The following is a 26,490-nucleotide window of genomic DNA, read 5'->3' on the forward strand; positions in this document are numbered from 1 at the left end:
GTGTGGCGCCCTCTCCACGGACGATCCGCTGCTTTTTTTACAACAGCTTTTGCAACCACAAAAGTGCTTAAACGAAACGTATTGGGCACAAGACCTGCCGTTACTTTGGTCGTACGTCCGCTGATCGCAGGTTCAAGACCTGCCGTCGCTGGGGTGAAGGAAGGTTGTTATAGAGGGACCGGTCAATGGTGAGCGGATAGGTAGATAGTTTTGAGGAAATGGGTAAAGGCCTGAATTTCCTGCTGGTATTGTGTGAGTTTGGTTGCCTGGAGGTCGCGGGGGCGCTGGGGCTGGTAGTCGATGCCGTGCGGTTGCAGGCGGCTGTAGCCAAAGCTGTCGCTGTGCAGATAGAGTTGCTGGTCATAGGGCTCTGGTGCTGCTCATAGAATGCCTCCAGGGCCTGATGGACCAGCCAGGCTCCTTTGTAATAGGTGACCTGCTCGGCGCTGGCGAGGCGAAATACTTCGCGCGTCAACCTTTCAATGTGCTCCGCTGCTGCTCCTTGCTCCTCGGCTTCGCGCAAGGCTCGATTGGCTTCCGAGGCCTGACGACGCACTGCTTCGGTTCCCACAGCATGAAAATCCACCCACGGCGCGGCATAGCCTCGGTCCATGTGGCCTTCACACGAGGAACTGGTCTGGACACCGAGCACATTGAGGGCGATCACCAGTTCCATAATGCCAGCATCGATCGGTGCTCCAGTCGGATCGGTGGCACTGGCAAGCCGGTTGGCGATCTCCTGCCAGCTTGCAGGGAGCATCGTGGGTTGTTGGTGTGACATCTCAGCTACGTCCTTCTTATATACATGATTTTTTTCTGGTATATGCAAAAAGCCAGCGTTGGCGTTACTTTATTCGTCTTATACATATAGGTTGTCTTTATCTTATCACGGAGAGCGATCAGTTGAGGCGCAGATAACTTTTCTGGTGGCCCAAACGTGAGATGATGGTAACGCTGGCGAGTGCATACCGGCAGGAAGGCAGGCAAAATCTATGAATCAGCATCTTCATCCAACTTCAATGCGTGCGATTACCGTGTCCAGGGAGTATGGTAGTGGGGAGGGGACATAGCCAGGAGGCTGGCGGATCGCCTGGGCTGGCGGTTGCTGGATGCCGAGATTGTCCAGCTGGTGGCTCAGAAGCTGGGGGTGAGTCCCGAGGTGGCCTGTATCCATGACGAGCAGGTGGAGGGTTTTGCTCAGCGCCTCTTTGAAGCTATGAGCTATTTTTCGCCACCGGTACTGCCGAATGATGTAGCGGCCCTCAACGTCAACGATATCACCTATGGGCTGACCCTCAAGCAGGTCCTGCTAACCGCCGGCGAACTGGGCCATGTCGTGTTTGTCGGTCGTGGTGCGCAGCTCACGCTCGCCAGCTATCGCGATGTCCTGCACGTACGGGTCGTCGCTCCACTCCCGAAGCGTATTGAACGAGTGATGCACCGTGCAGGACTGAATGCCGCCGTCGCCAGAGAGCTGATCCACAAAAAAGATCGTGAACGTGAGGAGAGTATCAAAGAGCTCCATCACTGCTCGATTACTGATGCGCACCTCTACGACCTGACGATCAATACCGGATTCCTGGACCTGCCCTGCTCAACCGAACTCGCCCTGCGGGCCCTGGACCTCAAGGCCCAGAGCCTCTTCCATCCATCCGGTGCGTAAAGCATAAATATGTGGGAAAGCTGGTGTCTCTTAATAGAGATAGCCCGGTGCGCCGCCACCAGTGATCATCCACTTGCCATTCATCTGCGTCAGCTGGACATCCATCGTATAGGTGGTACCGCGCGAGATGGTGACATTGACCGAAGCGAACTGGCCATTAATCGACTGGTTATTGATTTTGTATTTTTGGATCGGGCCAGCATAGGTGCCTTGCCACGCCTGTTCCTGTGTCTGCAATTCACCGGCAGTCGTGACATTCATACTCGGATTGGGAGCATTTGTTACCTGTATATATTTGATTGCCGTATCATAATCTTTGTTCTTCAGGGCAGTATAATAGTTTCCGACTATTGTCTGAGGATCATCGCTGGAACCATGAGTCATAAAAATAATCGCACCCACCACCACCACAAGTAATACGACCACCATAATAGCCATAAACCAGAGGCGGCGTCTGGTGTTGCGCGTTGTCGTACTTGAAATAATACTCTGCCCGACATTATTTGTCGTTTCGACTGGCTGCCCGGACTGATCAATCTGCGACATAATTTCTCCTTTTAACATTTTCCCGGCTTTTACGCCTGTTTTGGATATCTTAGCATAAATACAGATGAATAAATAGATAACTCCATTTCTCCCATGATGATACCCGCCGGCTCCGGTCTCGCACCCTGAAAGACGCCTTGTGTGAAAAGATCAAGAGGGTCGAACCTACCTTGTTTCTGCATGGGGTGATATAGTGATAGGTACAGATTGTCCGACCATCAAACATAGCGATGGCAACCATTTAGTGAGAAATGATGCAAGATTTACTACAGACCAGGCCAGCACAGCCGGCCGACGCTGAGATCGCGGCGGTCCTGCTTTCCTCTGCGTATACACATACACAATTGACCTATCCCCTGCCCGCTGAACACGAGGGCGGCTTTATCGAGCATTTGCAAGACTTCTTCCGTCAGGACGGCAATCGTTTTAGCTATCAAAACATCCAGGTCGCTGAATATGCTTCAGAAGTGGTTGGATTGGTTTTGAGCTTTGGTGGGCGCGATGAGGCACGACTCAATGCCGCCGCTGGAAACTGGCTTGTCAACGAGGCGGAGGATGATGAGTGGTATATTGATGGGGTTGCCGTGCTCAAAAAATGGGGGCGCAAAGGCATCGGTACGCGCCTGCTATACGTTGCGGAGCAGCAGGCGCGCCAGCACCACTATCCTAAAATGGCGCTGAATGTCGCGCAGGAGAACAAGCCGGCATTAGATCTGTATACCCACCTGCACTATGTGGTTACCCGACACACCACCCTCTATCAACGTCCCTATGTGCGCATGGTAAAAATATTGGCAAACACGGTACAGGAAAACGACGCAATGGCGAGCACATAGAGACCTGGTAGCCTCTCCCTTCAGCATATCCTTGCTTCAGCACGCACACACGGCCATCTTTCCTCGGCGCAGGTTTCGTTTCGCGGGCGATAATCCATGCTGCTATCATGTAATGACCGTAGAAAAAATACTATGGCCTATCTATAGTTTTTTCATGGCTACTGGTTACAATAAATGATATCAGGAGTATGAAAATCCATAAGATTGATAGTGGATTATAACATGTATTTTAATCATTGAATGTATTAAATGTACTGGTGTTTGATGCAAGGAGTCAATTATGCAAGAGATTGCGCCGGAACATCTACAAAATTCTCCGTTGGCGCTCGATAATCCATGCTGGTATCATGCAATGACATTGATGGAACGTCTGGCATCGTTGCAAGCACAATGTTCGGTCACCAGGATAGCAGAGCCGTGTGACAGAGAACGCGCTGCGCGCACATTACAAGCATGGAAAGAGCAAGATGCTTTTAGCAAAGGTGTCAATTTTGCGCAACGCCTGGCGGCCGAGCAACTCACTGAAGAAGAGTTCCTTGTACTGCTTGGCGAGCCGATTGAAGCGGTTCAACAGCGGACACCACCTCCCGATTGGCTGTTGCAACTGGCTGAAGTCTTTGCCAGCGTAGACCCTGTTTCCAGAATGGAAGATGAGTCACAACTGGCAACGCAACATTCATTCATTCCTATCTTCAATATTTTTTGTATCTATGCCCATGACCGCTTTATGAGTCGGGTGGCCACGCTGGATGCTGAGTACACGTATCTGCCTTTTGATCCTCAAACCATCGCCAGCCTATTTTTGCCAGACCTGACCATGATGCTCTCTCAAGCCATCAACCATACGCTGGTCCTTGAATTGAATGTTGCGCACTTGCATGGCCGCTTGTCTGGACAAACACCCGAAGACCGCTTACAAGAATTCAGCCAGCAGATGCGTCAGAAGCAATCATTACAGGTGCTTATGGCAGAATACCCGTGCTGGCTCGCCAGATCATGATCATCATCAATCGCTGGCTGGACACCTCCCTGGAATTCTTGCGTCACCTTTGCTCTGACTGGCAGCAGCTCTGTACAACCTTCTCGCCGGAAAGAGATCCGGGTCTGCTCATCGAGGCTCAGGCAGGAGCGAGTGGTGGGCGTAGTGCGATCACGTTGCGCTTCAGCTCTGGCCTGCGACTCCTGTACAAGTCAAGATCGCTGGAAACTGACCTGCACTTTCAAGAAATGCTGACCTGGCTGAATGAACAGGGCTATCAACCCTCTTTCAGGACCGTAAGAGTCCTGCCTGGTGAAGGCTACGGCTGGCGCGAGTATGTTGAAGTGTCAGGGGGCACGACGCAGGCTGAGATAGAACGCTTTTATGAGCGGCAAGGAGGTCAGCTCGCCTTGCTCTATGCACTTCATGCCACCAATTTTCAGCAGGAGAACCTGATCGCCAGTGGCGAACATCCTCTTTTACTTGATCTGGAAACGCTCTTTCAGGCGCGTGCTAAAGATTCGATATATCTTGATGCATCGATGGATGTGCTACAGTTTTCGGTGATGCGCGTTGGTATGTTGCCTATGGGGATATTTTCAAAGGATGGGCAACAGGGCTCCGGTCTTGATGGGGATGCGCTCGCGTATCAACCCAGCCTTGTGGCAGGCTTTAAGCGCATGTATACCCTCTTAATGACCAGGAGTAAAGATTTTATTGATGGTCCTCTGGCGCGTTTTGAACGTGATGAAATACGTCGTACTTTTCGTCCTACACACTTCTATCGCCAGCTACTTGCTGAAAGCTTCCAACCTGATCTGCTGCGCGATGCGCTGGAGAGGGATCGTTATTTTGATCAGCTCTGGCAAGCGGTGAAAGTACAGCCTGAACTCGCCCGGCTGGTCGTATGTGAACGCTCTGAACTACTGATTGGTGCTATTCCTCTATTTACTACGCGCCCCGACACCTGTGACATTTTTTCCAGCAGAGCAGATAGTGGTACCGATTTCTTTGAACTACCAGGCATAGCTATCGCGCAACAGACGGTGCTCAGACTGCATGAGGATGACCTGGAGCGGCAACACTGGTTTATCGAGGCGTCTTTCTCCTCTTTGCTTATGGAGAAGGAACTGCCTCTGGGAAACATCCAATAGCTACGCTTCCAGCGGGAAAAGAGGTGACGCGTGAGCGCTTGCTGGCAGTAGCCTGTCGCATTGGAGATCGCCTCTGTACCCTCGCGACAGGTGATGCACTAGGAGTGAACTGGATCGGGGCAACCTTTACTCCAGAAAACCAGTGGCTCCTTACGGCAACGAAGGCTGATCTCTATGCTGGGAATACAGGCATTATCTTTTTTCTAAGCTATCTAGGTATTATTACCGGCAATACAAAATATTCAGATGTCGTGGAAGCCGCCTATTTGACGATGTATCGGCAGGTAGTACGTTGCGAGGCGCCACTGCAAGCCGTGGGCCTTTTTGAAGGTCTGGGATCTGTTATCTACCTGCTTTCGCATCTAGGCGCTATCTGGAATGATTATAGTATGCTCACTGAGGCTCACCGGCTGGCTAAACGTCTACCAGATCTGATTCAGAAAGATACCGCGTTCGATCTGCTGAGCGGATCTGCTGGATGTATTCTCAGCTTATTGAGCTTATATCATGTGTTTCCGGAAGCAGAAATTCTGAGTATTGCATGCATGTGCGGTGATCATCTGCTGGAGAATGCTCGCCCGGCCAAAGATGGGCTGGCCTGGACAAGTTCTGTGGGTGTAGAGCCGCGCACCGGAATGTCACATGGCACAGCCGGTTGCTCTCTCAGTCTCTTCGCGCTCGCTGCCATCAGTGGCGAGGAACGTTTTCACAAGCTCGCACTCGCGACACTGGCTTATGAAAGAAGTGTGTTTTCGCCTCAGGCGCAGAACTGGCCCGACTTGCTGGAGGCAGAGGAGTCAGTGGAGGCAACCTGGTGCCATGGGGCACCAGGCATCGCCCTTTCTCGTCTTGCTTCCCTGCGCTATATCGACGATGAGCAGATACGCGCAGAGATAGCTGTTGCACTTAAAACCACGGTGGCGCACTTCGGACGAAATCACTCGCTCTGCCATGGCGATCTGGGAAACCTCGAAACGTTGCTGCTCGCGACACAAAGCCTGGATGATGCATGGTGCCACGAACAATTCAATTATTTTAGAGGCGTCATCCTGGATAGCATCGAGACCGATGGCTGGCTCACTGCCACGGCATTAAAAAGCAATCGTGAACGCCGCTCACTCGCGGCTAGCGAAGTCGCCACAACGCAACAAGCGCAAGCTGATCAGTATTGCAGAAAGGTGACAGCGAGTCAGGCGACTTCGCTCACACGATTGAGCAGCACGGCATTAAGCATCGAAACACCTGGATTGATGACCGGGCTGGCAGGCATAGGCTATGAGTTGCTTCGTCTCGCGGAACCTGAACGCGTGCCATCTGTCCTGGTCGCAGCGCCTCCCTTCACAAAAATAGCGCAACGCTAATCAGCACACACGAGAGAAACGGAGAGAAAAACACGATGGCGAAATACGCATTTTTCAGTATTCCCGCCCACGGACATGTGCTACCCACGCTACCTTTGGTGGCTGAACTGGTTTCACGTGGTGAGCACGTCAACTATTATATGACGGGTGAGCATAAAGACAGCATTGAAGCGGCCGGCGCTCGCTGGCATGACTTCCCCTTTTTTGGGAAGCTGTCATTAGAAGATGAAGAGCGTGGTACGAATATTCTCATCGAGAGCCTGCGCGCCGAGCAGACGGATTTCATCATCTATGATTTCTTTTTCATCTGGGGAACTCTATTTGCCAGGGCTTTGCAGATTCCAGCGATCAACATTCGTGGTACCTATGCCAATAACAGACATTTCTCGATGCAATCTATTCATCAGCATAAGAGCCACATCTGGCGCGGCAAGGATAAAGACGATTCGGCCAAATATTTTATGCCTCCTCTCTACGCGCAATTCGCAAGGATCGGTAAATTCCTCAATGTGCCCCTGCCTCTCTCTGATGATCCCTTTGATGTCTTTGCAGGCAACGAAGCGCTCAATATTTACATGATGTCCCGCAAGTTCCAGCCGTATGCCCAGACCTTTGATGAGCGCCATGTCTTTGTGGGCTCCTCAATCCAGTCTCGTGCCAGCAACGGAGATTTCCCTTTTGAGGCTCTTGACGGTCGTCCTCTGCTCTATATTGCTCTGGGCACGCTCTTTAACCACCGCGCTGACATCTTCAAAACCTGTCTGAAAGCCTTTGCTCAGACCAGCTGGCAGGTCGTGCTCTCCCGCGGTCGTCAATCGACTATCTTCGCCCTGGGACCTGTTCCCGCTAATTTCCTGGTGGTCAATTATGCCCCGCAGCTAGAGCTTCTGAAGCGTACCGCGATTTTCATCTCTCATGGTGGCATGAACAGTACGATTGAAAGCATCATGGCCGGCGTGCCTGTGATCTATATTCCACAAATCGAGGAGCAGGCCATCAATGCAGAAAATGCCGAAAAATTTGGCCTGGGCATCGCTCTTAATCCCGAGAACGTGACCGTTGATCAGTTGCGCGATGCTGTTGAACGTATTACCAATAGCCGCGCGTACTATGAGGAAAATATCCAGGCCATGCGCAGTAGTATCCAGAGCGAAGGAGGATATAAGAGAGCTGTTGATGCCATCCTTTCATTGAATGCCCGCGGAGAACTGGCCCCAATGTCATCCTCTTCGTCATCGTAGCGGAATGTCTTGCGCCTGCGACCCGCCTGTGCGAGCAGGCACACGAGATATGATCCGTCGCGGTGTAGGCGCCACAGCACTGCGGACGCTTCGAGTCCGTTGCTCCACATAAACGCAGCAGTGCGGCCTCCGCGTGTGGCGCCCTCTCCACGTACACAACGCCACGCCATACCGTTGAGGTTCTCTCCTTCAACGAAACGTATTGGGCGCAAGCCCTACCTTGTAATCGTGTGAGCGGCGTTCACGATTGTCTTTCAAGGGGGCCTGCCGCTACAGGTTGAAGGCGGCGGCGAGGAGTTCGAGGGCTTTGACGCGGTTCTCGTGGCCATACATCATCATCGAGATCATCAACTCGTCGGCTCCGGTCTGCTCGATCAGTTTGAGGAGTTTCTCACGTACCACTTCGGGACGGCCGGCGATCTGGCGGCTGCGCGTGTCGTCGATGACGGTCTGCTCGGTGTAGCTATACTGCTGGTTTCGGGCCTCTTCAGGACTGGGCAGCGGCCCGGCCTGTCCGGTGCGCAGGCGTAGCCAGGCCAGGGCCATGGCGGCTCCAAGCTCGTTGGCTTGCTCGTCGGTTTCGGCACAGATGACGCCGGTGGTCAGGATGACTCTGGGTTCCTGCAACTGGGTTGAGGGCACAAACTGGTCGCGATACAACTTGATCGCTGGTATGGCGAAGCCGGGATTGATGTGGTGGGCAAACGAAAATCCGACGCCGAGGGCTGCGGCCGCCTGGGCGCTGAAGTCGCTGGAACCCAGGAGCCAGAGCGGGGGTAATTTGATGTTGCTCGGAATAGCTTTGACGTTGCGGAACGTATGGCCAACCGGAAAATTATCCTCGGCGTTTGAGAAGGCCAGGAGTTCGCCCAGTTGCTCAGGGAAATCATCGGCATTTAAGGCCTGGCGCGAGCGACGCAGTGCCAGCGCGGTACGGGGATCGGTGCCGGGGGCGCGGCCAAGTCCCAGGTCGATGCGGTCAGGATGCAGCGCCTCTAGCAACTGGAAGTTTTCGGCGACCTTGAGGGGAGAATGGTTCGGGAGCATCACGCCGCCAGAGCCGACGCGAATATTTTTGGTGACCTGTGCCACATGTCCGATCATAATTTCCGGGGCGGCACTCGCCGTCATCGTACTATTATGGTGTTCCGCTAACCAGTAGCGGCTATAGCCCAGGCGATCCGCCACACGGGCCAGTTCAAGTGTATTATGCAACGCCTGCGCGCTGCTCGAACCTGCATCGACAGGAGAAAGATCCAGAACAGAGATAGGGAGAGTCATTTATATCGTATCCTTTTGCTTCATGAGTACCATGTGCACAAAATAGTTTGCATACATTCTCTTATTCATAACAGTAGCGGACCCAAAATTATTCATATGCTGGATTTTTCATACAATTTGCTCGTCGGGCGAACAGAGATTTTTTCTTCATGTGTCCAGGGGAAGATACCCCACTTGCGGGGAAACTCACGCCACGAGTGTCGTTTAAACTGGTGAGACCTGCTGAAGATTTTTTTCGTACTGATTATTAACCACGAAAGGGTATGTTACTATATTACATATGCTCAATTTATGATAAATATACTAAGCTGAAACGACCTCTGGTATCTGGCCCGTAATTATATTGGGAGAGTGTGTAGATGACAGAAAATTATCATGAATTAGCCAGAATTGAACGTGTACCAAGTGGGATCGCGGGATTTGACCAGATTATACATGGTGGTCTGTTAAAAGGCGAAACCTATCTTATTATGGGTGCACCTGGTGCTGGCAAAACAATTTTTGGTAACCAATTATGTTTTAATCATGTGGCTGCGGGTGGCCGCGCTATTTATATGACTGTCTTAGCTGAGACGCATAGCCGGATGCTGTCTCATATGCAATCGTTTGACTTTTTCTCATCGGAACCCATTGCCGATAAGCTTACCTATCTCAGCGGCTACTCCACGCTGGAGCAGCAGGGCCTGGATGCTCTATTGACCTTGATCCGTAAGGAGGTTCGTCGTCATCGGGCCAGCCTGCTGGTCATTGATGGTATGATCACGATTGAGCAGAACGCGAACTCGCTGAGTGAGCGGAAAGAGTTCTTGCATTCCTTGAGTGTGATTACCGAGGCAGTTGGTTGTACGACTGTTTTGCTCATGCAGTATGAAAAAATGGCGTATGATCAGCCCGAGCATACGATGGTGGATGGCTTATTCAATTTATCCTCACATCTGAGCGATTCCCGCTGGATTCGTGAGCTTCAGGTGCATAAGTTTCGGGCAGTAGCTTTCTGGAAGGTCGTCACCTGTATGCCATTTCGACCACAGGTATCGAATTCTATCCCCGTATCGATGCCGTGCTCAAGTCGCAAAGCCGGCCTTTGCCTGCAACACTGACCTCAGCGAAGCCGCCTGAGCGGCTGGCCTTTGGGGTGTCGCGCCTGGATGAAATGCTCAATAATGGTATTCCGGTTGGCAACTCGACGATCGTGCTGGGCGCACCCGGCACGGGCAAGACGCTGCTGGGTTTGCACTTTTTGTATGCAGGTGCAAAGCAAGGAGAACCGGGACTCTACTTTGGTTTCTATGAATCCGAAGCACAGTTGAAGCAGCGTATGACCCAGATGGGATTGGACATGGAAGACGCGGTGGTTAAAGAGAATCTTACCTTTATGACCCAGCCACCGACCGAGGATATCATCGACGTGCTTGGTGAGCAGATCCTGGCGATGGTGAGGGAGAAGAAGGTGCGTCGACTCTTCATCGATGGTGTTGTTGGTTTTGAGAATACGTCCGCATCACCGGAGCGCCTGCTGCTTTTCCTGACCGCGCTTTTCACGGCCTTGCGTAATCTAGACATTACCACCATCTGGTCCATTGAGCTCGCCGATCTGTTGAGTCCCACGCTTGTAATCCCTGAACGGATCAGCAAGATCGCGATCCTGGTCGAGAATATTGTCTTTTTGCGTTATGTCGAACTGTACTCACAGCTCTATCGCTTAATCTCCATTATCAAGATGCGCCAGAGCGGTTATGATCCCTCGATACGTGAATTCCGGATTACGGATCAAGGACTGGACGTGGCGGCGACGTTTGATAGTGCTGAGGCGATTCTGACTGGTGTGGCTCAGCCACAGGAGGCAAAGAGCCAGCGCCAATTTATCCACGATACTTCATCCTCGCAGGAGAAGCACCAATGAGCATGATTTTAGTGGTTGATGATGAAGTATCGATCATCGAAGTATTGCATGATGTCCTATTGGAGGAGGGCTATCAAGTCATGACTGCTAATAATGGACAGGAAGGCTTGAAGTGCATGGAGAAGGCACAGCCAGATCTGGTGTTATGTGATGTCATGATGCCGATTCTGGATGGCCGAGAATTATGCCGGCGGATGACCGCTAATCCGCGCTTTAGCTCGATTCCTTTGATTTTTATGACGGCGGTGCATAAATCTTTTCGTCAGGATGATTGCAAATATGTGGCGGTGATTGCGAAACCCTTCGATATTGATGAAGTCCTGGATATGGTGGCTCAATATACGAAGGCTCCTCTTTAAGGCATCAGAACGACACCAAAAAACATGGCGAGCGCAACGCTCGCCATGTTTTTTGGTGTCGTTCTGATGCCTTAATTGGCAGGGGCAGGTTGCATGGAGCGGTTGAGAGCAGAGAGGACGGCCTTGATCGAGGCAAGCTCAATATTGGTATCCATGGCTGCGCCAAAGAAGGGTCCCTGCGGCGTTTGCAACTGGATATAGGCGACCGCCTGTGTGGATGCGCCATCGCCGAGCGTGCTCCGAATAGTTGCTCAAAGAGAAACTGGCCAGTTGATGCTGATTGAGGGCGCGCACAAAGGCGTCGATTGGTCCATTTCCTTTCGCCCGGATCTCATGGATGACAGTATCCACAGCGATGGTGGCCACGCATTCCAGGGCCTCGTTTCCACTGGCACTCAACACGGTGCGGCCCTCGAAACTCACCAGTTTGAAGGGAGCGCCGCGCAGCAGATATTCCTGCTCAAACGCGGTATAGAGCTCATTGGAAAGGATCTCGGAGCCACGTACATCGGCCAGCTGTTTGATGACTTTGCCGAACTCGATATGCATGGCCTTGGGCAGTTGCAGGCCAAACTCGCTCTCCATCAGATACGCTACGCCGCCCTTGCCGGACTGCGAGTTGATACGGATAATCGCTTCGTAGGTGCGACCAATGTCCTTGGGATCAATTGGCAGATATGGCACATCCCAGAGCTCGCTGCGGGAATGCTCCAGTGCCGCCATGCCTTTGTTGATGGCATCCTGGTGCGAGCCGGAGAAGGCCGTGAAGACCAGTTCGCCGGCATAGGGCTGGCGCATCGGAACCGTCAGTCGCGTGCACTTCTCGTAGATCTGCTGAATGGCCGGCAGGTTCTCAAAGTCCAGACATGGATCAACGCCCTGGGAATACATATTGAGGGCCAGCGTCACGATATCAACATTGCCGGTGCGCTCACCATTGCCAAACAGCGTCCCCTCAACGCGCTCCGCGCCCGCAAGCAAGCCCATCTCAGTCGAGGCCACGGCGGTACCACGATCATTATGCGTATGTAGACTGATGATCGCGGACTCACGGTCGCGCAGGTGGCGACAGAACCACTCGATCTGGTCGGCATGGATATTCGGGGTCGAGACCTCAACGGTCGTCGGCAAATTCAGAATAATCTTATGCTCAGGGGTCGGTTGCCAGATATCCACCACCGCCTCACAGATCTCCAGCGCGAAATCAAGCTCGGTCAGCGAAAAGCTTTCAGGAGAATATTGGAACGTAATCGCGGTCTCTGGTATGGTCGCAACCAGTTCCTTGACCTGGCGTACACCGCGCACCGCAATATCCACGATCGCCGGCTTATCCAGCCCAAAGACGATCCGCCGTTGTTGTTCCGAAGTCGAATTATATAGATGGACAATCGCCTTTCTGGCTCCGCGCAGCGACTCAAACGTGCGCGTAATCAGATCCTCTTTCGCCTGCACCAGCACCTGAATCGTCACATCATCCGGCACACGATCTCCTTCGATCAGGCGGCGCATAAACTCAAACTCGGTCTGCGAGGCCGCTGGAAAGCCAACCTCAATCTCTTTAAAACCAATACCCACCAGCAGATCAAACATCTCAAGCTTCTCTTCCACGCTCATCGGAATCGGAAGAGCCTGGTTGCCATCGCGTAGATCGACACTACACCAGATTGGCGCCGTCGTAATCATCTTCGATGGCCACTGCCGATCTGGCAGCACGATTGGCGTAAAGGGTCGATATTTTGAGATAGATCCTTTTTGCATACCGCCACGCGTTTGCGTACTCATCAGCATCAAAAATCTCCTTTTATGCATCATCGGCTGTAACGGCACGCCCTTGTGACCAATACGTTGTACTTAGCGATATTGTGTATCCGCTCATGCTCATGAGCGGATATTTTTAAGGTGGGCCAATATGACGGCAACTCGCAAAGGGATGGCTCGACATGAATTAAGCAGGATCGCTTTGCAAGCACGCTGAATGTATTGTCTGCTATCATAGCATAGCCCACCACCCTGCAATCAGCGGCTTTGCGCCTGTTACCCTGATTTCATGCGCTTGTTGCCCTTTATGTGGATAAATGTGCCATATAAGAGGGCGCGACGAGTCATCCTGTATACCCAACAAGATAAAAAGACCACATGTCGGCCAAAAAAAGTAGCGAAAATTTCCATATTCCCCGCCCCTCGTGGTCGATTGATTGCCATATTCCCGCCGTAGGTTCGAGCCTTGTGCTCGATTGGTTCCCCTTTATACGTTGTCGTGTGACGGGTGATATAGTGTATAGGTAGTATATCTATAAAAGAAAGGGATGTATCTTTTATGTGTTATGACGATAATGCGCGTCCACCGTTGCCTCCTGGTGAGGGAGGGAGTGCGCGCGGTGAGGATATCGTGTTGACTTCGGCCGATGGTACGCGTTTCGCGGCTTACGCGGCCCATCCTGATCAGCCCTTAGGGCCCAGGTCATCATCTATCCCGATGTGCGTGGCTTACATCAATTTTATAAAGAGCTGGCGCTGCGTTTCGCCGAAGTCGGCATGCAGGCCGTAGCGATCGACTACTTTGGCCGCACAGCCGGTTTAACGTCCCGTGATGATTCATTTGAGTACATGCCACATGTGCAGCAGATACAGTTGCCGAGCTTCTTTGCCGATGCAAAGGCTGCCCAGGACTACCTGTATAGCACGCCGGCTGGCAAAAAACCAACGTTTCCAGTTGGTTTCTGCCTGGGTGGCACGCTCTCCTTCCTCAGTGGTACGCAGCAGGACTTTGGCTTTGCCGGTGTCATCGGCTTCTATGCTGGTATGAAACGCAACCTGAACGGCGAAGGCACCATCCTGGACCGGGCTGGACAGATCAAATATCCTGTACTGGGCCTGTTTGGCGGCGCCGACCAGGGTATTCCTAATGACCAGGTGCAGTCTTTCGAGCAGAAGCTGGAGCAGAGCGGTGTTGAGCACGAGATCATCAGCTATCCCGGCGCGCCCCACAGCTTCTTTGATCGTCGAGCCACCGACTACGCAGAAGCCTCCACCGACGCCTGGAACCGCGTCCTTCGTTTCATTTCCGCCCATATACAAGCGTAACCGGTAGGTTCGACCCTCGTGGTCGATTGGCATCCTCACTGTCACCATCGCCCCGAAGAAGCGTGATCTCCTTCGGGGCAAAATAGATGTGGCGCGAGGTAATCGACCGCGAGGTAATCGACCGCGAGGTAATCGACCGCGAGGGTCGAACCTACGATGGGATCGTGGTTTGCTCTGCTTTTTGTTGTGGGCGGGCTTGAAACCAGTTGAAGAGGTAGGCGAGGGTGAGGGTGGCGAGCAGGATGTTGCGGATGGTGACGACTTCGAAGAAGCCTGCGGGTAACTGGATGTGCCGGGGATCCAGGATCTGGGAGTAGAAGATGATGTAGATGCCGGTGGTGAGCAGGCAGATGGCACCCCAGAGATAGGTCCAGATGGCGTTGAAGGCTCCATCGTAGGCCAGCAGCGGAATGAGCCAGATCAGGTATTGGGGGCTGAAGACTTTGCCGGTGCTGATAAATACAAGCGTCAGGGCGATCATGGTGCGGGTGATGTTGAGACGTTGCTGCCATTGCATCCAGTAGACATAGAGGACACCAAGCAGAAAGAGGACGGTGAAGGTGGGTGATATCAGGTTGTTGAGTCCGGTGTAGATGTTGATTGAGCCAAAGTTGTAGACGATCCTCCAATTCACGCCACCAAGATGGGCCAGCCAGAGCAGGGAGGCTCCTGGCGATTCGATCTGGATGGGACGCTTGAGAAAATAGTCGAACTGGCTGACGACCGCATTGTTGAAGTCCAGCAGGGCAAAGCTGCCGGTGATGCCGATGATCATGACAAAGAAGAGCAGGCAATTGCGCCACTGCCAGCGTGTACAGCCACGCAGGGTGTGGTAGAGGTCGCGTGGCATCTGGGCCAGCGAGCTATCTGCGGGCCGATAAAAGCGTTCTTTGCTTTGCTGCTCGGCAATAAAGAGGGCTGGCAATAAGAGAATAGGATAAATTTTGAGCAGGACACCCAGGGCCAGGGCTATGTATGCCAGCATCCAGCGACCGCGTCTGGCCGCGATCAGGCTCATCAGTGTCAGTGCGGCTGGCAGCAGATCATAGCGCATCGGGACCAGCGCGCAGGCTCCGATGATCAGGAAAAAGAGGAAGGCGATGGCCGCGCCCGGGATTCCATAGCGTAGCAGGAGCGCATAGACCAGGATCACCAGGAGCGACATCAGCAGGGCAAACGCGACCTGATAGAAGGCGACGGGAGCCAGCAGCGGTAACGAAAAAAGGAGTAGGGTCAGTGGTGGATATTCCTGTGGCAACATCTGAAAGGCCTGCTGGGCCGTGGTGAGATGCAGAAACTGACACTGGACCGCCGGTAGTAAGTGCGTGGCAGAACTTCCCAACCAGAAGACCAGGGCGTCACATTGATAGCGGGCCGGATCGGTAGTTGGATAAAAGCACTGCGCGGCCGCCCCACAAAACAAGAGAAATGTCAGCAATAATAAGAGCCACATACCCTTTTTGCTACCAGGTTGATGTAATGTATGTTGGATGTGGATAAAATATTTCTGTGCTTTATCATATGTAGTAAAAATAGTATTTTTCTGTATCAATAGCCTGTCATCCTTTTGTGTCGCTACGGCTGATGAAAGGATAGCAATCTCACGGTTCTTGTAAGCATATTCCATTCAATCCTGTGTATTATAAAGTGTCTTAAGCAGAACAACAAGCTGCAAAATGCCACGAAATGTGACAGCAAATGGCCCCATACGGCTCATAGTCCGTATGGGGGCCATTTGTAATGCTTCAATGGAAAGCCAGAAATTTTAATGGGTAATGGTCCAGACTGCTTGCGTATGCAGGCTGGCGGGAACATCAGGCTGCTCGGTGGCGTCAGGATCAACATAGATTGGCAGCACGACACTAAAGACGCTGCCCTGACCCAGTACGGTCTGTACCTCCATGTGGCCACCATGGCGCTCAACGATTTTGCGCGCGATAAAGAGGCCAAGCCCCAGGCCGGTGCGCGAGCCGCTCTGGATCTCGACACCGGGCACGCGATAGAATTGCTCAAAGAGATGTGGGAGATACTCTTCCGCGATGCCGATACCCATATCCTGGATCGAGACGATCACCTCATAGCCAGATTGTTGCAGCGTCACCGTGATCGCGGTCCCATGTTTCGAGAACTTACGCGCATTTGACAGCAGATTGATCAAGACCTGCGAGAAGCGATCGCGATCCACCTCTACCTCGATGGGAGCACCCTTCATTTCATTGACGAGTGTAAGTACGGCGCGGGCCGTATAATCATCCAGCAACTTGCGGCACAGTTCCACCAGATCGGTACGCTGACGCCTGAGCGCAAACAGATTGGTCTCCATCAACGACGTATCCAGGAGATCCTGTACCAGTACCTCGGTGCGAGTAATCGAGCGCTCCATATCGAGCAAGCCCTGCTGGACCGCCGTGACCCCATCGCCACGCTCAAGCTGGTGACGCATATGCTGGGTCATGCCCTTTAAATTCGAGAGCGGAGACTTGAGTTCCTGGAAACAATATCCAAAAATTTATCCTTGGTGGCATTCGCGGCCACCAGTTCTTTGGTGCGCTTCTCCACCAGGCGTTCCAGGGACTTGGCATGCAGGGCCAGTGCCAGCTGCTGCTCCATTACTTTACGGCTCAACTGGCGTGTCTGAATGGCCCGCTGCAATGCATTCACAAATGCATCCCGATCAATCGGCTTCAAAATATAATCGTACGCGCCACCACGAATCGCCCGAATCGCCAGACCATGATCGCCGTGGCCCGTAATCAGCAGCACGGGGTATCCGGGCGCAGCTCGCGGATATGCGAAAGCAGCTCAATGCCATCCATGCCCGGCATCTTCACATCGCTCACAATCGCATCATAATCATTATCCCTGATCATTTCCAGGCCTGTTGAGCCGAATCCGTCGTGACCACCTGAACATTTTTCATACGCAGGTCTACGACCTGGGGAAGAGCCTGTAACAGGGCCGCATCATCGTCCACTATCAGGATTGGTGAATTGTTATTTTCTTCATCCATAATGTCTAGACCTATTCTACCTGTTTATATATTAATACGAAAGCCATGATTAATTTGTTTCGTGGGATAATCCTCTTTCAATAGCCTATTTTACGAGCATCGCCCCCGGTTGTCTATTCGGTCACCAGCTCTTTTTTCAGGCAAATTAAGTTAAAAGGTGGTATACCAGGTCGATTATCCAGTAAAACACACATGTACAGTGAAAAAAAGCCGCTGTCTGAACTGCAAAAAGTCATAAACTTATCCATTTTGATCTGGGTCAAAAGTACCAGACTTACCTGGATCTTTCTTTTACACAAAAGGTTGCTTATGAAAAAATTGCACATGATACAGTGTAAGATAATATAGTGTAAAATATATTTGAATTTTAACGTGCGTAAGGAATAGAAACTCTACTTTTTCAGTGAGCAAGGAGTGAGATCAAGAACATGGATTACCAGCAAGCCATCGCGAATTTGAAAGTAGCTTACAATAGCGAGAGTGCCAGCAAACGAAATCAGGAAGGGAAGCAGGATTGGAAACTTACTGAGCGGCAGTCCTTTCTCGATCTGTTGCAGCTTGAGGGAAAATCCAGGCTGCTCGAAGTGGGTGCAGGCACCGGACAGGATAGCCTGTTTTTTCAGCAGCATGGTATGCAGGTAATCAGCACCGACCTCTCTCCGGCGATGGTTGCGTTGTGCCGTGAGAAGGGTCTGGAAGCCCATGTGATGGATTTCCTGAGCCTGGATTTTCCGCCCGAGTCCTTTGATGCCCTCTACGCCTTAAATTGCCTGCTGCATGTACCAACCAGCGCGCTCCCGGCCGTCCTGGAGAAGCTACGCGGTCTCTTACATCCCGGTGGCCTCTTCTTCCTTGGTGTGTATGGTGGCATCGAAAAAGAAGGGATCAGTGATAAAGACTGGCATCAGCCGCCGCGCTACTTCTCGCGCCACACCGACGAATTCATGCAACAGGCTGTCGCGCCCTATTTTGAAATCGTCTCCTTCAAATCCATCCCCTACAAGATTCCGCCTGGTCATTTCAATCCATGACCCTCCGACGTCCCGCGTGACGGGTACGCCTCGTACGGGAACTGATCGCAGCGACAGGCGCTAATACTTTTCACTTAGCGATATGTTGAGAGATGGTTCGACGTGACCAGCAAGCCAGGTGTACGTGGAGAGGGCGCCACACGCGGAGGCCGCACTGCTGCGTTTGCGCAGGCCAGCGTGCACGAACGACGCGCAGTGCTGTGGCGCCTCCAGGGATCGTGTGTGCCGTGGCCTGCTCGCGCAGCAACGTGGTGGGAGAGCGCGTGGATCCTCCCGCACCTTCTCGAAGAGGATCACGACACAGGATCCGTCGCGGTGGAGGCGCCACAGGCATGCGAGGCTCGTTGAGCCCTCGCTCCATGATCACGCCGCATGCCGGCCTCCGCGTGTGGCGCCCACTCGACGGACGATCCGCTGCTTTTTTTTACAACAGCTTTTGCAACCACAAAAGTGCTTCACCGAAACGTATTGGCGACGAGCGCTGCCGGTACGCCTCGTACGGGAACTGATCGCAGCGACGAGCGCTGCCGGTACATGGCTTGCAGGAGTGGCGTGGCGCGTGGGGTGCCGAGGCCGGTGGCGGGATCCCAGTTGGAGGTGGCCTGGTATCCTGGGATGACGTAGCTGAGTTGGCGGACTTTGAGGATGTAGGCGTTGTTGCCGCGTGTGATGTCGTGGAAGAGGTTGTGGTAGCGGGCACTACGGCCGAGCCGGTAGAGGCGGGATTCAGGAAGCCGAGTGGATGGCCGACTAGCTGGTTGCCGAGTGCGGCCAGGGCGGCCCATTGCGGTGAGCCCGCGCTGGTGCCTCCAAGAGGGAGGTAGCTGGGCGACCGGTGAGGATGGTGGTCACAACCAGGACTCCGGTGGAGGGATCGCCGACATAGGCGACATCCGGGACGCTTCTGGTGTTACCGATGCCTGTGATGCCCTCCTGGTAGTCGGGACGGGCGAAGATGTGGCTGAAACCGCCTCCTGGTGCGCCAGAGCGATTGCTCCAGACGCTTTCGTATGCATAGCTGCCGCCGGGATCAAGAAACAGGCTGGTGCCTCCAACGCTGGTCACCAGCGGATCGCTGGCCGGATATTCTACCCCCTGTCCAATCGCGATTACGCGTCTGGGCATGCCACCATAGATGGGCGATAAGGTGCCGCGATCGCCGGATGAAGCAAAGACAGACATACCTTGCGCGCGTGCTTCTTCAAATAGTTCATGCTCTTGTCGGGCAAACTCGATTGGTAACGTGGATTCCGGCTGGCCAAAGCTCTGTGAGAGGACGCTGCCCAGGTGCTGCTCGATCGCAAATTTTGTGGCGGCATAGACATCCTCGTACTCCTCTGAGCGGCTCAGTACCAGCGCAATCGCGGCCCCAGGAGCGATCGCGTGGGCCCACTCGACATCCAGACTGGTCTCGATGGCCGCCAGCTTTTGGGTCTTACTTTTGCGATTAAATGGCGTGAGTCCTGTGGGTGCATAAATAGTCAACTGCGGTTCTGGCAGGTGGAAGAGTTGGTCGAAGAGCCGGAGATCACTGCGGACCGAGGGACTCTGAAAGAAGTCAACGATGACGATTGTCTGTCCTTTGCCGGTGATACCCGCATTCAGCAAGGGCTGGATCTGGTAGGCGCGGCGAATCTGCTGCGGGCTATAGCAACGCGGTCGGATCATGCGCCGTAAACAGGCTGGCAAGCCTCGTGTCACCGGTAGCGCCTCATTGTACACTGGAATAACATGGGTGGGTGGGTGTTTTGCTAGCTGTTGAGCCGCGTGGGCAGGCAGAGCCGCCCACGCTGTCTGTGACTCACGTACCAGGCTCCCATAGACCAGTAACAGACTAATCAAGCCAACCAGCAGCCAGCGCATAGCTTTCATAACCCACTCCCCTCATGATGTGACGCAGGTTCGACCCTTGCAGGTTTTCGTATATAGTGATTTTTTTATGTATGGTGGGGTGTCAGATGTTCTATCTCTTTGGAGTATAGAAGGAAAAATGCGCGCTGGCATCAGCTATATGGTGGATTCATGAATATTTGTCTACTCATGCGAATGGTGTAATGTATTACTAGTAGGAGTATAATTGTCAGCATACTCCTGATAAGCAATCGTGAACGCTGCTGTGCCTGCACGATTGAACGGAATTACGCGCTAGAAGGAAAAAACACCATGTATACTGTTGAAGCGGGTCGGCCGCGTCCATTAGGTTCCACGCCAGACTCTGAGGGAGTGAATTTCTCGATTTTTTCTGAACATGCCACCAATATCGAATTGCTCATTTTTGAGCATAGGGATGATACTATTCCTATACAGACGATCCTGCTGGACCAGATAAAGAATCGTACGTTTCATTTCTGGCATGTCTATGTCCGTGGACTCAAGCGTGGAGCGTACTATGCGTATCGTGTCTTTGGTGCGGACCAGACCGAGCAGACGGGTGATCGTTTCAACTTTAACAAGGTGTTGATTGATCCGTATTGCCGGGGCATTACCACCGATTTATGGCGGCGTAGCGATGCGATTGGTCCTGAGGATAATGTGGCAACCGCCCTGCGTAGTACCGTGATAGATATCTCGGATTATGATTGGGAGGGTGATCGCTGCTTGATGCGGCCGATGAGTGAGACGATCATTTATGAGCTACATGTTGGCGGCTTCACACGCTCTACGTCCTCGGGAGTCAAACATCCAGGCAGTTTCGCGGCGCTGATCGAGAAGATACCGTATTTGCAGGAACTGGGTATCACGGCGGTCGAACTGATGCCCGTCTTTGCCTTTGATCCCACGGGCGTCACGCGCACCAATCCTTTGACCGGCGAGCCCCTGACCAACTACTGGGGCTATGATCCGATCTGCCATTTCGCGCCCCATCCCGGCTATTGCGTCGATGTCGAGGGACGTCACCACATCGACGAGTTCCGCGACATGGTCAAGGCGCTGCATAAGGCGGGCATCGAGGTGATCCTGGATGTCGTGTTTAACCATAGCGGTGAGGGCGACGACAACGAGCCGACCATCAGCTTCAAAGGCATCGACAATCGCATCTACTACTTCCTGGATCCGCAGGACAAGCGCACCTATCTGAATTATTCCGGGTGCGGCAATACCATTAACTGCAATCATCCATTGTCACCAAACTGATCACCGAATGCTTGATGTTCTGGGTGCAGGAGATGCATGTGGATGGCTTCCGCTTTGACGAGGGCTCGATCCTGACGCGTGGCATCGACGGCAAGCCGATGGACTATGCGCCTGTACTCTGGTGGATCGAACTGTCAGATATCCTGGCCGACACTAAAATCATCGCCGAGCCCTGGGATGCCGCTGGACTCTATCAGGTGGGCAATTTTCCCGGCTATCGCTGGGCGGTCTGGAATGGACAATATCGGGATACGATCCGTGGCTTTGTCAAAGGCGATGGTGGGATCATCGGGGCGGTGGCGTCGCGTATCGCGGGCAGCCAGGATATCTTCTATGAGGCCGGCCAGCGTCCGATCAACGGGATCAATTTTATTACCTGCCATGACGGCTTCACGCTCAACGACCTGGTCTCCTATAACGAGAAACACAACCTGGCCAATGGTGAAGATAATCGCGATGGACTCAACTATAACACGAGTTGGAACCATGGAGTCGAGGGCGAGACCACGGATCCCGCCATTAACGCCCTGCGTGCGCGGCAGATCAAAAACTTCTACGCCATCCTGCTGCTCTCCCAGGGAGTACCGATGCTGCTGGCCGGAGACGAAGTGCGCCATACTCAGCAAGGCAACAACAACGCCTACTGCCAGGATAATCCACTGACCTGGTTTGACTGGAACCTGCTGGAAAGCCAGTCCGAGCTCTTCCACTTCGTCAAAGCCATGATCGCATTCCGCAAAGAGTATCCAGGTGTCCGGCGCGAGCGCTTCTTCACCGGCAGCACCGACCGTTCCGGTAAAGAAGACATCGAATGGCACGGTTGCCGCCTGCTCGAACCGGGCTGGAATGATCCCAACTCCCACGTACTCGCCTTCACCATCTGGTCCGGCGAGGCCAGCGCCGATGCCGACCTGCACGTCATGCTCAATATGGACACCGCTGAGCTCGACTTTGAGATTCCCCAGCCCACCAGAGGTCGCTGCTGGAAAAAAGTCATCGACACCGCTCAGTCTGCCCCTGGAGACATCCAGATCCGCGAGCAGGCCCCGACCATCGGCGACAGCCACATCGGCCTGCCATCCCATAGCGTCATCGTCCTTGCCAGCGATCCCGCCGCGCAGGCATAAAACCAGGGTACAGTCTGGAACGACATTTGTGTTCCAGGCTGTACCCTGGTTGGTGTGATTTGCGAATGTGAAGACCCAACTCCGGGAGCACCGGGACCCCAGAATATTTGTTGGCGAAGCAAGAAAGCACAAACCGTGGCGACAGCCATGAAGGCCAATACGTTTCGTTTAAGCACTTTGGTGGTTGCAAAAGCTGTTGTGGAGAAAAGCAGCGGATCGTCCGTGGAGAGGGCGCCACACGCGGAGGCCGGCATGCGGCGTGATGGTGGAGCGAGGTGCTCAAAGCGCATCGCATGCCTGTGGCGCCTCCACCGCGACGGATCCTGTGTCGTGATCCTCTTCGATAAGGATCCACGCGCTCTCCCACCACGTTGCTGCGCGAGCAGGCCACGGCACACACGATCCCTGGAGGCGCCACAGCACTGCGCGTCGTTCGTGCACGCTGGCCTGCGCAAACGCAGCAGTGCGGCCTCCGCGTGTGGCGCCCTCTCGACGTACACCTTGCTTGCTGGTCACGTCGAACCATCTCTCAACATATCGCTAAGTGAAACGTATTAGCCATGAAGGCTGCCGTTACGGGCGGGGAAAGGTGAGGGCCCAGATCCAGACGCAGGAGGCGAAGGCGACGCTACCGGCGATGACGAAGATGTGGAAGATTTCGTGGTAGCCGAAGACGCGTGGGAAAGGGTTGGGCCAGCGCGTGGCGTAGGCGATGGCTCCGATGGTGTAGAGGAGTCCACCCGCGATCATGGTGATGACGAAAGCCCAGGGTAGTACGGCCAGGAAGGCTGGCATGGCCAGGATGGCGATCCAGCCCATCAGGATGTAGATGGAGGCACTGAACCATTTGGGCACGCGTAACGCATAGGGAAACAGGGCGAAGATGATGCCCGCAAATGCCAGGATCCAGATGGCGCTGAGCAGGGTGATGCGCACCCATCCGGACAGGATGTTGAAGCAGAGGGGCGTGTAGGTTCCAGCGATCAGCACAAAGATATTGGCATGATCCAGGGCACGCCAGATGCGGCGTCTGGCCGGTTCCCAGTGGGCAATATGGTAAATCGCGCTCACCGTATACATCTCGATCATGCTTAGTCCAAAGATCAGCAGCGAGATGAAGCGTGGTAGATCGGCGCGACTATACCAGCACATCATCAGCGTTAAACCTACAGCGGCCACGGCGGCGGCGGCATGGAACCAGCCTCGTAATAGCGGCTTTATTTTTTGTTGGACTTTTTCAGTCACAGCTATATCTTGTTTATTCACTGTTTTATTTCCACTCGCTAGTCATATAAAAAAAGTCATGCCATTCAATCGTGTGAGCGAAGCTAGCCGCGAGTGAGCGGCGTTCACGATTGCTTTTTAAGAGCATGCTGAACGTTGTTCACATGATTGAAAGGTAGCTTCTGCGAAGAGTAATTACATTATATAGGTATTTCTAAAAAAGTGCACTATTGCTAGCTAACAACCTCAGCATTTGGGTGAAGTGAGAGCCAGTGATTTCACGCTTCGTATGAAAAAAGGATATCACTATTAGTAACAATCCAGCGTCAAAATCCCATCCCGACGGAGCCACCCGCCTCAGCGCTTTGCATGCCAGGAGCGCTCCAGTAGGCAATGACGCAAGCACGCGAAGCAAAGAACCAGTCAAGTCTTTTCGTGCTATGGCGTATCTACTTGAGACTATTTTTTTCTAAATTTCTAGAGATATTTGTATTTTTTATCGAAAAAGAACGCAAAAATAACTGACCAAAAAGTAATAAAAATCGTCGATCTGTGGAGATATTTGTTTTGTGAATAGATTGAATGTAAAATAGATCTGTTGGTTGATGTGATAATTATTTTCCTAAGGAAGGGAGCGCTAATTATATTGTTGTTAAAAAATAGAAGCATAAAAACCTATTGGTTCAATTTATTGGCGTACCTTACGTTAACCAGGTAGTATGTAAAATGTATTGCCTCGTAACATCGTACGTACCGATTCATATGCAGAAAGCAGGTTCTCTATGTCTTTCTCTTCACGGCCTAACGAAGTTCCGCCACCACCACTGGAAAAAATTGGTGATCTGGTTTACTCGCCTGGAACTGACTTGCCATTTGGGAAACGAATACGGATTGGTTTATCAGAGCAGACGATTTATGAAAGCGCGGTCGAGGAAGGTTACCGCACCGGTATTCGTGCCCACCTTACATTTCTTGAGGACCATGAATGCTTGAATCCTGTACCGTTAGATGATAATCAATTTACCATGATTATTGAGCATCTTGTGCCCACGACCCTGAATGCATTCGAGCAAGGACTCTGGCGCTCGCACTTCATCGCCGGCTGGATGGGCGTTTATCTGGGATTGATTAAGGACGAGGATGACATGGATCCCGACAAATAATGGATCCTGGTCCCGCACAATTTTTATAAACAGGCATGACCAAACCTACTGGTTGTGCCTGTTTTGCGTTACGATACATGTAGGTAGTAGGATGGAAGATGGGGCATATGACCCTTGGGTGGCGGGATTGGGTGTACATATAATCTAATATGTATTGGTGGTAATCAATCTTTGGGAGACCCTGAACAAGACGAATGGAGGGATTCATTATGGGTGGACGGCGGTTGCGGAAGCGGTGGGTGGTGGCGCGGACGCTGTTGCTGCTGTTATTTGTACTGGGATTTTGTGCTTCGGTTTTTCCGGGGGGACGTTCGCTGGTGCGTGCGGCATATATTCTGCCGGCGTTGATTGCGGCGACGCAGCCCGGTGCTCTGGTGGCCGGCGGTGAGCCAATCAAGCATAGTCAGTTGACGATCTCCGCGTCCAGCGGTCCGGTCTATCTGGATGTGTATGCGCCGGATAGTCCGGAGCCTGTGTTTGGACGTGCGCGCAGCGGGGTGCTGGTCGTGCCGGGGGTGGGGGATAATCGTCAGGTGCCGCAACTGGTCAATCTGCTGGAGGCTCTGGCGCGTACCGGAGTGGTGGTGATGAGTATGACGACTCCGACCTTGATGGCCTATGATGTTTCGGTTCAGGATACCGATGCGACCGTGCTGGCGTTTGAGAAGCTTCAAAGCTTGCCAGGTATGCAGGGACGCCGTAGTGGCATGATTGCTTTTAGCGCCGGGGTGCCGCTGACCAGTTTCGCATCTGCTGATGCGCGGATTCGGGATCAGGTGGCCTATATGGCGGCCTTTGGTGGCTATTTCGATACCAGGACTCTGTTGCAGACCTTTGGTCGCAGGAGCATTACTATCGATGGCAAGCGCGAGTCCTGGCTGCCGATTGACATACCCATAGAGGTCCTGACCAATATGACCACCAAAAACTTTTCCACCAGCGACCAAGACATGATCCGAACTGCTCTGGCTCCCAAAGCTCAGCCTCTGAGTGCGAGTGAACTGGCCACGATGTCGATTGGTGCTCAGGATGTCTATCATTTATTGAAAGGCGATACACCGACGCAAGTCGATAACGAGTTGCGTTCCCTGCCTCCTGACCTGGAGCAGTTGCTTGACGAGCTAGCGCCCAGGCGCGTCATCAAAGACATTCATGCACCGATCTTCTTGCTGCACGACCGCAACGATGCCTCGCTGCCTGTCACCGAGACTCGCGCCTTTGATATCGAACTGACGCGCCTGCAGCATAGCCATGAATATGTCGAGTTCCATATCTTTGACCATGTCGAGATGCGCTCAGGACTCAATATTGGTCAGTTGATCGGTGATGGTACGCATCTCTTTAGTATCTTGAATGATTTGCTGTATGCGGCTTCATAAGAAAAGGACGTCAC

General features: G+C 52.9%; 24 protein-coding genes and 4 pseudogenes. 16 read left to right on the forward strand and 12 right to left on the reverse strand.

Annotated features, from left to right (window positions below):
• Nucleotides 1–100 precede the first annotated feature (100 nt).
• Entirely contained in the window at nucleotides 101–781 is a 681-nt protein-coding gene (locus KDW_RS28700) for a hypothetical protein (protein WP_151759336.1), read from the reverse strand.
• A 285-nt stretch (nucleotides 782–1,066) separates the two neighbouring features.
• Here KDW_RS28700 and KDW_RS28705 point away from each other — a divergent pair, with 285 nt between their 5' ends.
• Entirely contained in the window at nucleotides 1,067–1,663 is a 597-nt protein-coding gene (locus KDW_RS28705) for a cytidylate kinase-like family protein (protein ID WP_151759337.1), read from the forward strand.
• A 30-nt stretch (nucleotides 1,664–1,693) separates the two neighbouring features.
• Here the strand turns inward: KDW_RS28705 and KDW_RS28710 are convergent, their stop codons facing one another.
• The gene (locus KDW_RS28710) at nucleotides 1,694–2,209 is read right to left on the reverse strand and encodes an Rv0361 family membrane protein (RefSeq protein WP_162005705.1); all 516 of its coding nucleotides are present in this window, start codon (nucleotides 2,207–2,209) and stop codon (nucleotides 1,694–1,696) included.
• Nucleotides 2,210–2,460: 251 nt separating this feature from the next.
• On the opposite strand from KDW_RS28710, the gene KDW_RS28715 reads away from it, so the two are divergent.
• The 6 genes and pseudogenes from KDW_RS28715 to KDW_RS28735 all read left to right on the forward strand — a co-directional run bounded on the left by KDW_RS28715 (nucleotide 2,461) and on the right by KDW_RS28735 (nucleotide 7,780).
• Nucleotides 2,461–3,045 carry a GNAT family N-acetyltransferase gene (locus KDW_RS28715; RefSeq protein ID WP_151759339.1) on the forward strand — a complete coding sequence of 195 codons (585 nt, stop codon included), beginning with the start codon at nucleotides 2,461–2,463 and terminating at the stop codon, nucleotides 3,043–3,045.
• Nucleotides 3,046–3,325: 280 nt separating this feature from the next.
• A complete protein-coding gene (locus KDW_RS28720; RefSeq protein ID WP_151759340.1) occupies nucleotides 3,326–4,045 on the forward strand; it encodes a hypothetical protein in 720 nt (239 codons plus the stop codon).
• Nucleotides 4,024–5,178, forward strand: coding sequence for a DUF4135 domain-containing protein (locus KDW_RS28725; RefSeq protein ID WP_151759341.1), 1,155 nt, complete (start codon nucleotides 4,024–4,026; stop codon nucleotides 5,176–5,178). Before KDW_RS28720 ends, KDW_RS28725 begins: the two co-directional genes overlap by 22 nt.
• Nucleotides 5,175–6,251: pseudogene (gene lanM, locus KDW_RS28730) on the forward strand (type 2 lanthipeptide synthetase LanM); the annotation flags it as partial. The gene KDW_RS28725 and the pseudogene lanM, both read left to right, overlap by 4 nt.
• A 159-nt stretch (nucleotides 6,252–6,410) precedes the next feature.
• Nucleotides 6,411–6,539: pseudogene (locus tag KDW_RS36275) on the forward strand (lanthionine synthetase LanC family protein); the annotation flags it as partial.
• Nucleotides 6,540–6,574: 35 nt separating this feature from the next.
• Nucleotides 6,575–7,780 (forward strand): macrolide family glycosyltransferase, encoded by a 1,206-nt coding sequence (locus tag KDW_RS28735; protein WP_151759343.1) that lies wholly within the window; start codon nucleotides 6,575–6,577, stop codon nucleotides 7,778–7,780.
• A 270-nt stretch (nucleotides 7,781–8,050) separates the two neighbouring features.
• Here KDW_RS28735 and KDW_RS28740 read toward each other — a convergent pair whose 3' ends face one another.
• Complete coding sequence (locus KDW_RS28740) at nucleotides 8,051–9,061, reverse strand: LLM class flavin-dependent oxidoreductase (protein ID WP_151759344.1); 1,011 nt, start codon at nucleotides 9,059–9,061, stop codon at nucleotides 8,051–8,053.
• A gap of 359 nt (nucleotides 9,062–9,420) precedes the next feature.
• Here KDW_RS28740 and KDW_RS28745 point away from each other — a divergent pair, with 359 nt between their 5' ends.
• Genes KDW_RS28745 through KDW_RS28755 form a run of 3 tightly spaced genes read left to right on the forward strand, consistent with a single transcriptional unit; the run spans nucleotide 9,421 to nucleotide 11,323 of the window.
• Nucleotides 9,421–10,161 carry an RAD55 family ATPase gene (locus tag KDW_RS28745; RefSeq protein WP_151759345.1) on the forward strand — a complete coding sequence of 247 codons (741 nt, stop codon included), beginning with the start codon at nucleotides 9,421–9,423 and terminating at the stop codon, nucleotides 10,159–10,161.
• Nucleotides 10,146–10,964 carry an RAD55 family ATPase gene (locus KDW_RS28750; RefSeq protein WP_151759346.1) on the forward strand — a complete coding sequence of 273 codons (819 nt, stop codon included), beginning with the start codon at nucleotides 10,146–10,148 and terminating at the stop codon, nucleotides 10,962–10,964. The genes KDW_RS28745 and KDW_RS28750 overlap by 16 nt, the downstream gene beginning before the upstream one ends.
• Nucleotides 10,961–11,323, forward strand: coding sequence for a response regulator (locus tag KDW_RS28755; RefSeq protein WP_151759347.1), 363 nt, complete (start codon nucleotides 10,961–10,963; stop codon nucleotides 11,321–11,323). The genes KDW_RS28750 and KDW_RS28755 overlap by 4 nt, the downstream gene beginning before the upstream one ends.
• A 71-nt stretch (nucleotides 11,324–11,394) precedes the next feature.
• On the opposite strand, the pseudogene leuA reads toward KDW_RS28755, so the two are convergent.
• Nucleotides 11,395–13,081, reverse strand: a pseudogene (leuA, locus tag KDW_RS28760) (2-isopropylmalate synthase).
• 708 nt (nucleotides 13,082–13,789) lie between these two features.
• On the opposite strand from leuA, the gene KDW_RS28765 reads away from it, so the two are divergent.
• Nucleotides 13,790–14,407 carry a dienelactone hydrolase family protein gene (locus KDW_RS28765; protein ID WP_269822556.1) on the forward strand — a complete coding sequence of 206 codons (618 nt, stop codon included), beginning with the start codon at nucleotides 13,790–13,792 and terminating at the stop codon, nucleotides 14,405–14,407.
• Between the two features lie 151 nt (nucleotides 14,408–14,558).
• Here the strand turns inward: KDW_RS28765 and KDW_RS28770 are convergent, their stop codons facing one another.
• The 4 genes and pseudogenes from KDW_RS28770 to KDW_RS34515 form a co-directional block, all read right to left on the reverse strand.
• Nucleotides 14,559–15,959, reverse strand: a complete 1,401-nt coding sequence (locus tag KDW_RS28770; protein WP_162005708.1) for a glycosyltransferase 87 family protein — start codon at nucleotides 15,957–15,959, stop codon at nucleotides 14,559–14,561.
• Between the two features lie 213 nt (nucleotides 15,960–16,172).
• Entirely contained in the window at nucleotides 16,173–16,850 is a 678-nt protein-coding gene (locus KDW_RS34500; protein ID WP_233097976.1) for a sensor histidine kinase, read from the reverse strand.
• A gap of 17 nt (nucleotides 16,851–16,867) precedes the next feature.
• Nucleotides 16,868–17,277, reverse strand: a pseudogene (locus tag KDW_RS34505) (response regulator).
• Nucleotides 17,274–17,417, reverse strand: a complete 144-nt coding sequence (locus KDW_RS34515) for a hypothetical protein (protein ID WP_233097981.1) — start codon at nucleotides 17,415–17,417, stop codon at nucleotides 17,274–17,276. The pseudogene KDW_RS34505 and the gene KDW_RS34515 overlap by 4 nt, the downstream one beginning before the upstream one ends.
• Before the next feature lie 428 nt (nucleotides 17,418–17,845).
• Here KDW_RS34515 and KDW_RS28780 point away from each other — a divergent pair, with 428 nt between their 5' ends.
• On the forward strand, nucleotides 17,846–18,448 hold the full coding sequence (locus KDW_RS28780) for a class I SAM-dependent methyltransferase (RefSeq protein WP_151759350.1): 603 nt from the start codon (nucleotides 17,846–17,848) through the stop codon (nucleotides 18,446–18,448).
• Nucleotides 18,449–18,518: 70 nt separating this feature from the next.
• Here the strand turns inward: KDW_RS28780 and KDW_RS28785 are convergent, their stop codons facing one another.
• Together KDW_RS28785 and KDW_RS28795 are read right to left on the reverse strand one after the other, a co-directional pair.
• Complete coding sequence (locus KDW_RS28785; RefSeq protein ID WP_151759351.1) at nucleotides 18,519–18,782, reverse strand: hypothetical protein; 264 nt, start codon at nucleotides 18,780–18,782, stop codon at nucleotides 18,519–18,521.
• A gap of 416 nt (nucleotides 18,783–19,198) precedes the next feature.
• A complete protein-coding gene (locus tag KDW_RS28795) occupies nucleotides 19,199–20,320 on the reverse strand; it encodes a S53 family peptidase (RefSeq protein ID WP_151759353.1) in 1,122 nt (373 codons plus the stop codon).
• A gap of 291 nt (nucleotides 20,321–20,611) precedes the next feature.
• Here KDW_RS28795 and KDW_RS33310 point away from each other — a divergent pair, with 291 nt between their 5' ends.
• Nucleotides 20,612–21,583 (forward strand): alpha-amylase family glycosyl hydrolase, encoded by a 972-nt coding sequence (locus tag KDW_RS33310; protein ID WP_198925649.1) that lies wholly within the window; start codon nucleotides 20,612–20,614, stop codon nucleotides 21,581–21,583.
• Between the two features lie 38 nt (nucleotides 21,584–21,621).
• Nucleotides 21,622–22,710 (forward strand): alpha-amylase family protein, encoded by a 1,089-nt coding sequence (locus tag KDW_RS33315; RefSeq protein WP_198925651.1) that lies wholly within the window; start codon nucleotides 21,622–21,624, stop codon nucleotides 22,708–22,710.
• A 279-nt stretch (nucleotides 22,711–22,989) separates the two neighbouring features.
• Here the strand turns inward: KDW_RS33315 and KDW_RS28805 are convergent, their stop codons facing one another.
• Both KDW_RS28805 and trhA read right to left on the reverse strand, forming a co-directional pair.
• Complete coding sequence (locus KDW_RS28805; protein ID WP_151759354.1) at nucleotides 22,990–23,226, reverse strand: hypothetical protein; 237 nt, start codon at nucleotides 23,224–23,226, stop codon at nucleotides 22,990–22,992.
• Between the two features lie 57 nt (nucleotides 23,227–23,283).
• The gene (trhA, locus tag KDW_RS28810; RefSeq protein ID WP_151759355.1) at nucleotides 23,284–23,976 is read right to left on the reverse strand and encodes a PAQR family membrane homeostasis protein TrhA; all 693 of its coding nucleotides are present in this window, start codon (nucleotides 23,974–23,976) and stop codon (nucleotides 23,284–23,286) included.
• Nucleotides 23,977–24,716: 740 nt separating this feature from the next.
• Here trhA and KDW_RS28815 point away from each other — a divergent pair.
• Together KDW_RS28815 and KDW_RS28820 are read left to right on the forward strand one after the other, a co-directional pair.
• Nucleotides 24,717–25,097 carry a hypothetical protein gene (locus KDW_RS28815; protein ID WP_151759356.1) on the forward strand — a complete coding sequence of 127 codons (381 nt, stop codon included), beginning with the start codon at nucleotides 24,717–24,719 and terminating at the stop codon, nucleotides 25,095–25,097.
• Nucleotides 25,098–25,306: 209 nt separating this feature from the next.
• Nucleotides 25,307–26,476, forward strand: coding sequence for an alpha/beta hydrolase family protein (locus KDW_RS28820; RefSeq protein ID WP_151759357.1), 1,170 nt, complete (start codon nucleotides 25,307–25,309; stop codon nucleotides 26,474–26,476).
• Nucleotides 26,477–26,490 lie beyond the last annotated feature (14 nt).

Origin of the sequence: Dictyobacter vulcani, from assembly GCF_008974265.1 — a bacterium.
GTDB lineage: Bacteria > Chloroflexota > Ktedonobacteria > Ktedonobacterales > Ktedonobacteraceae > Dictyobacter > Dictyobacter vulcani.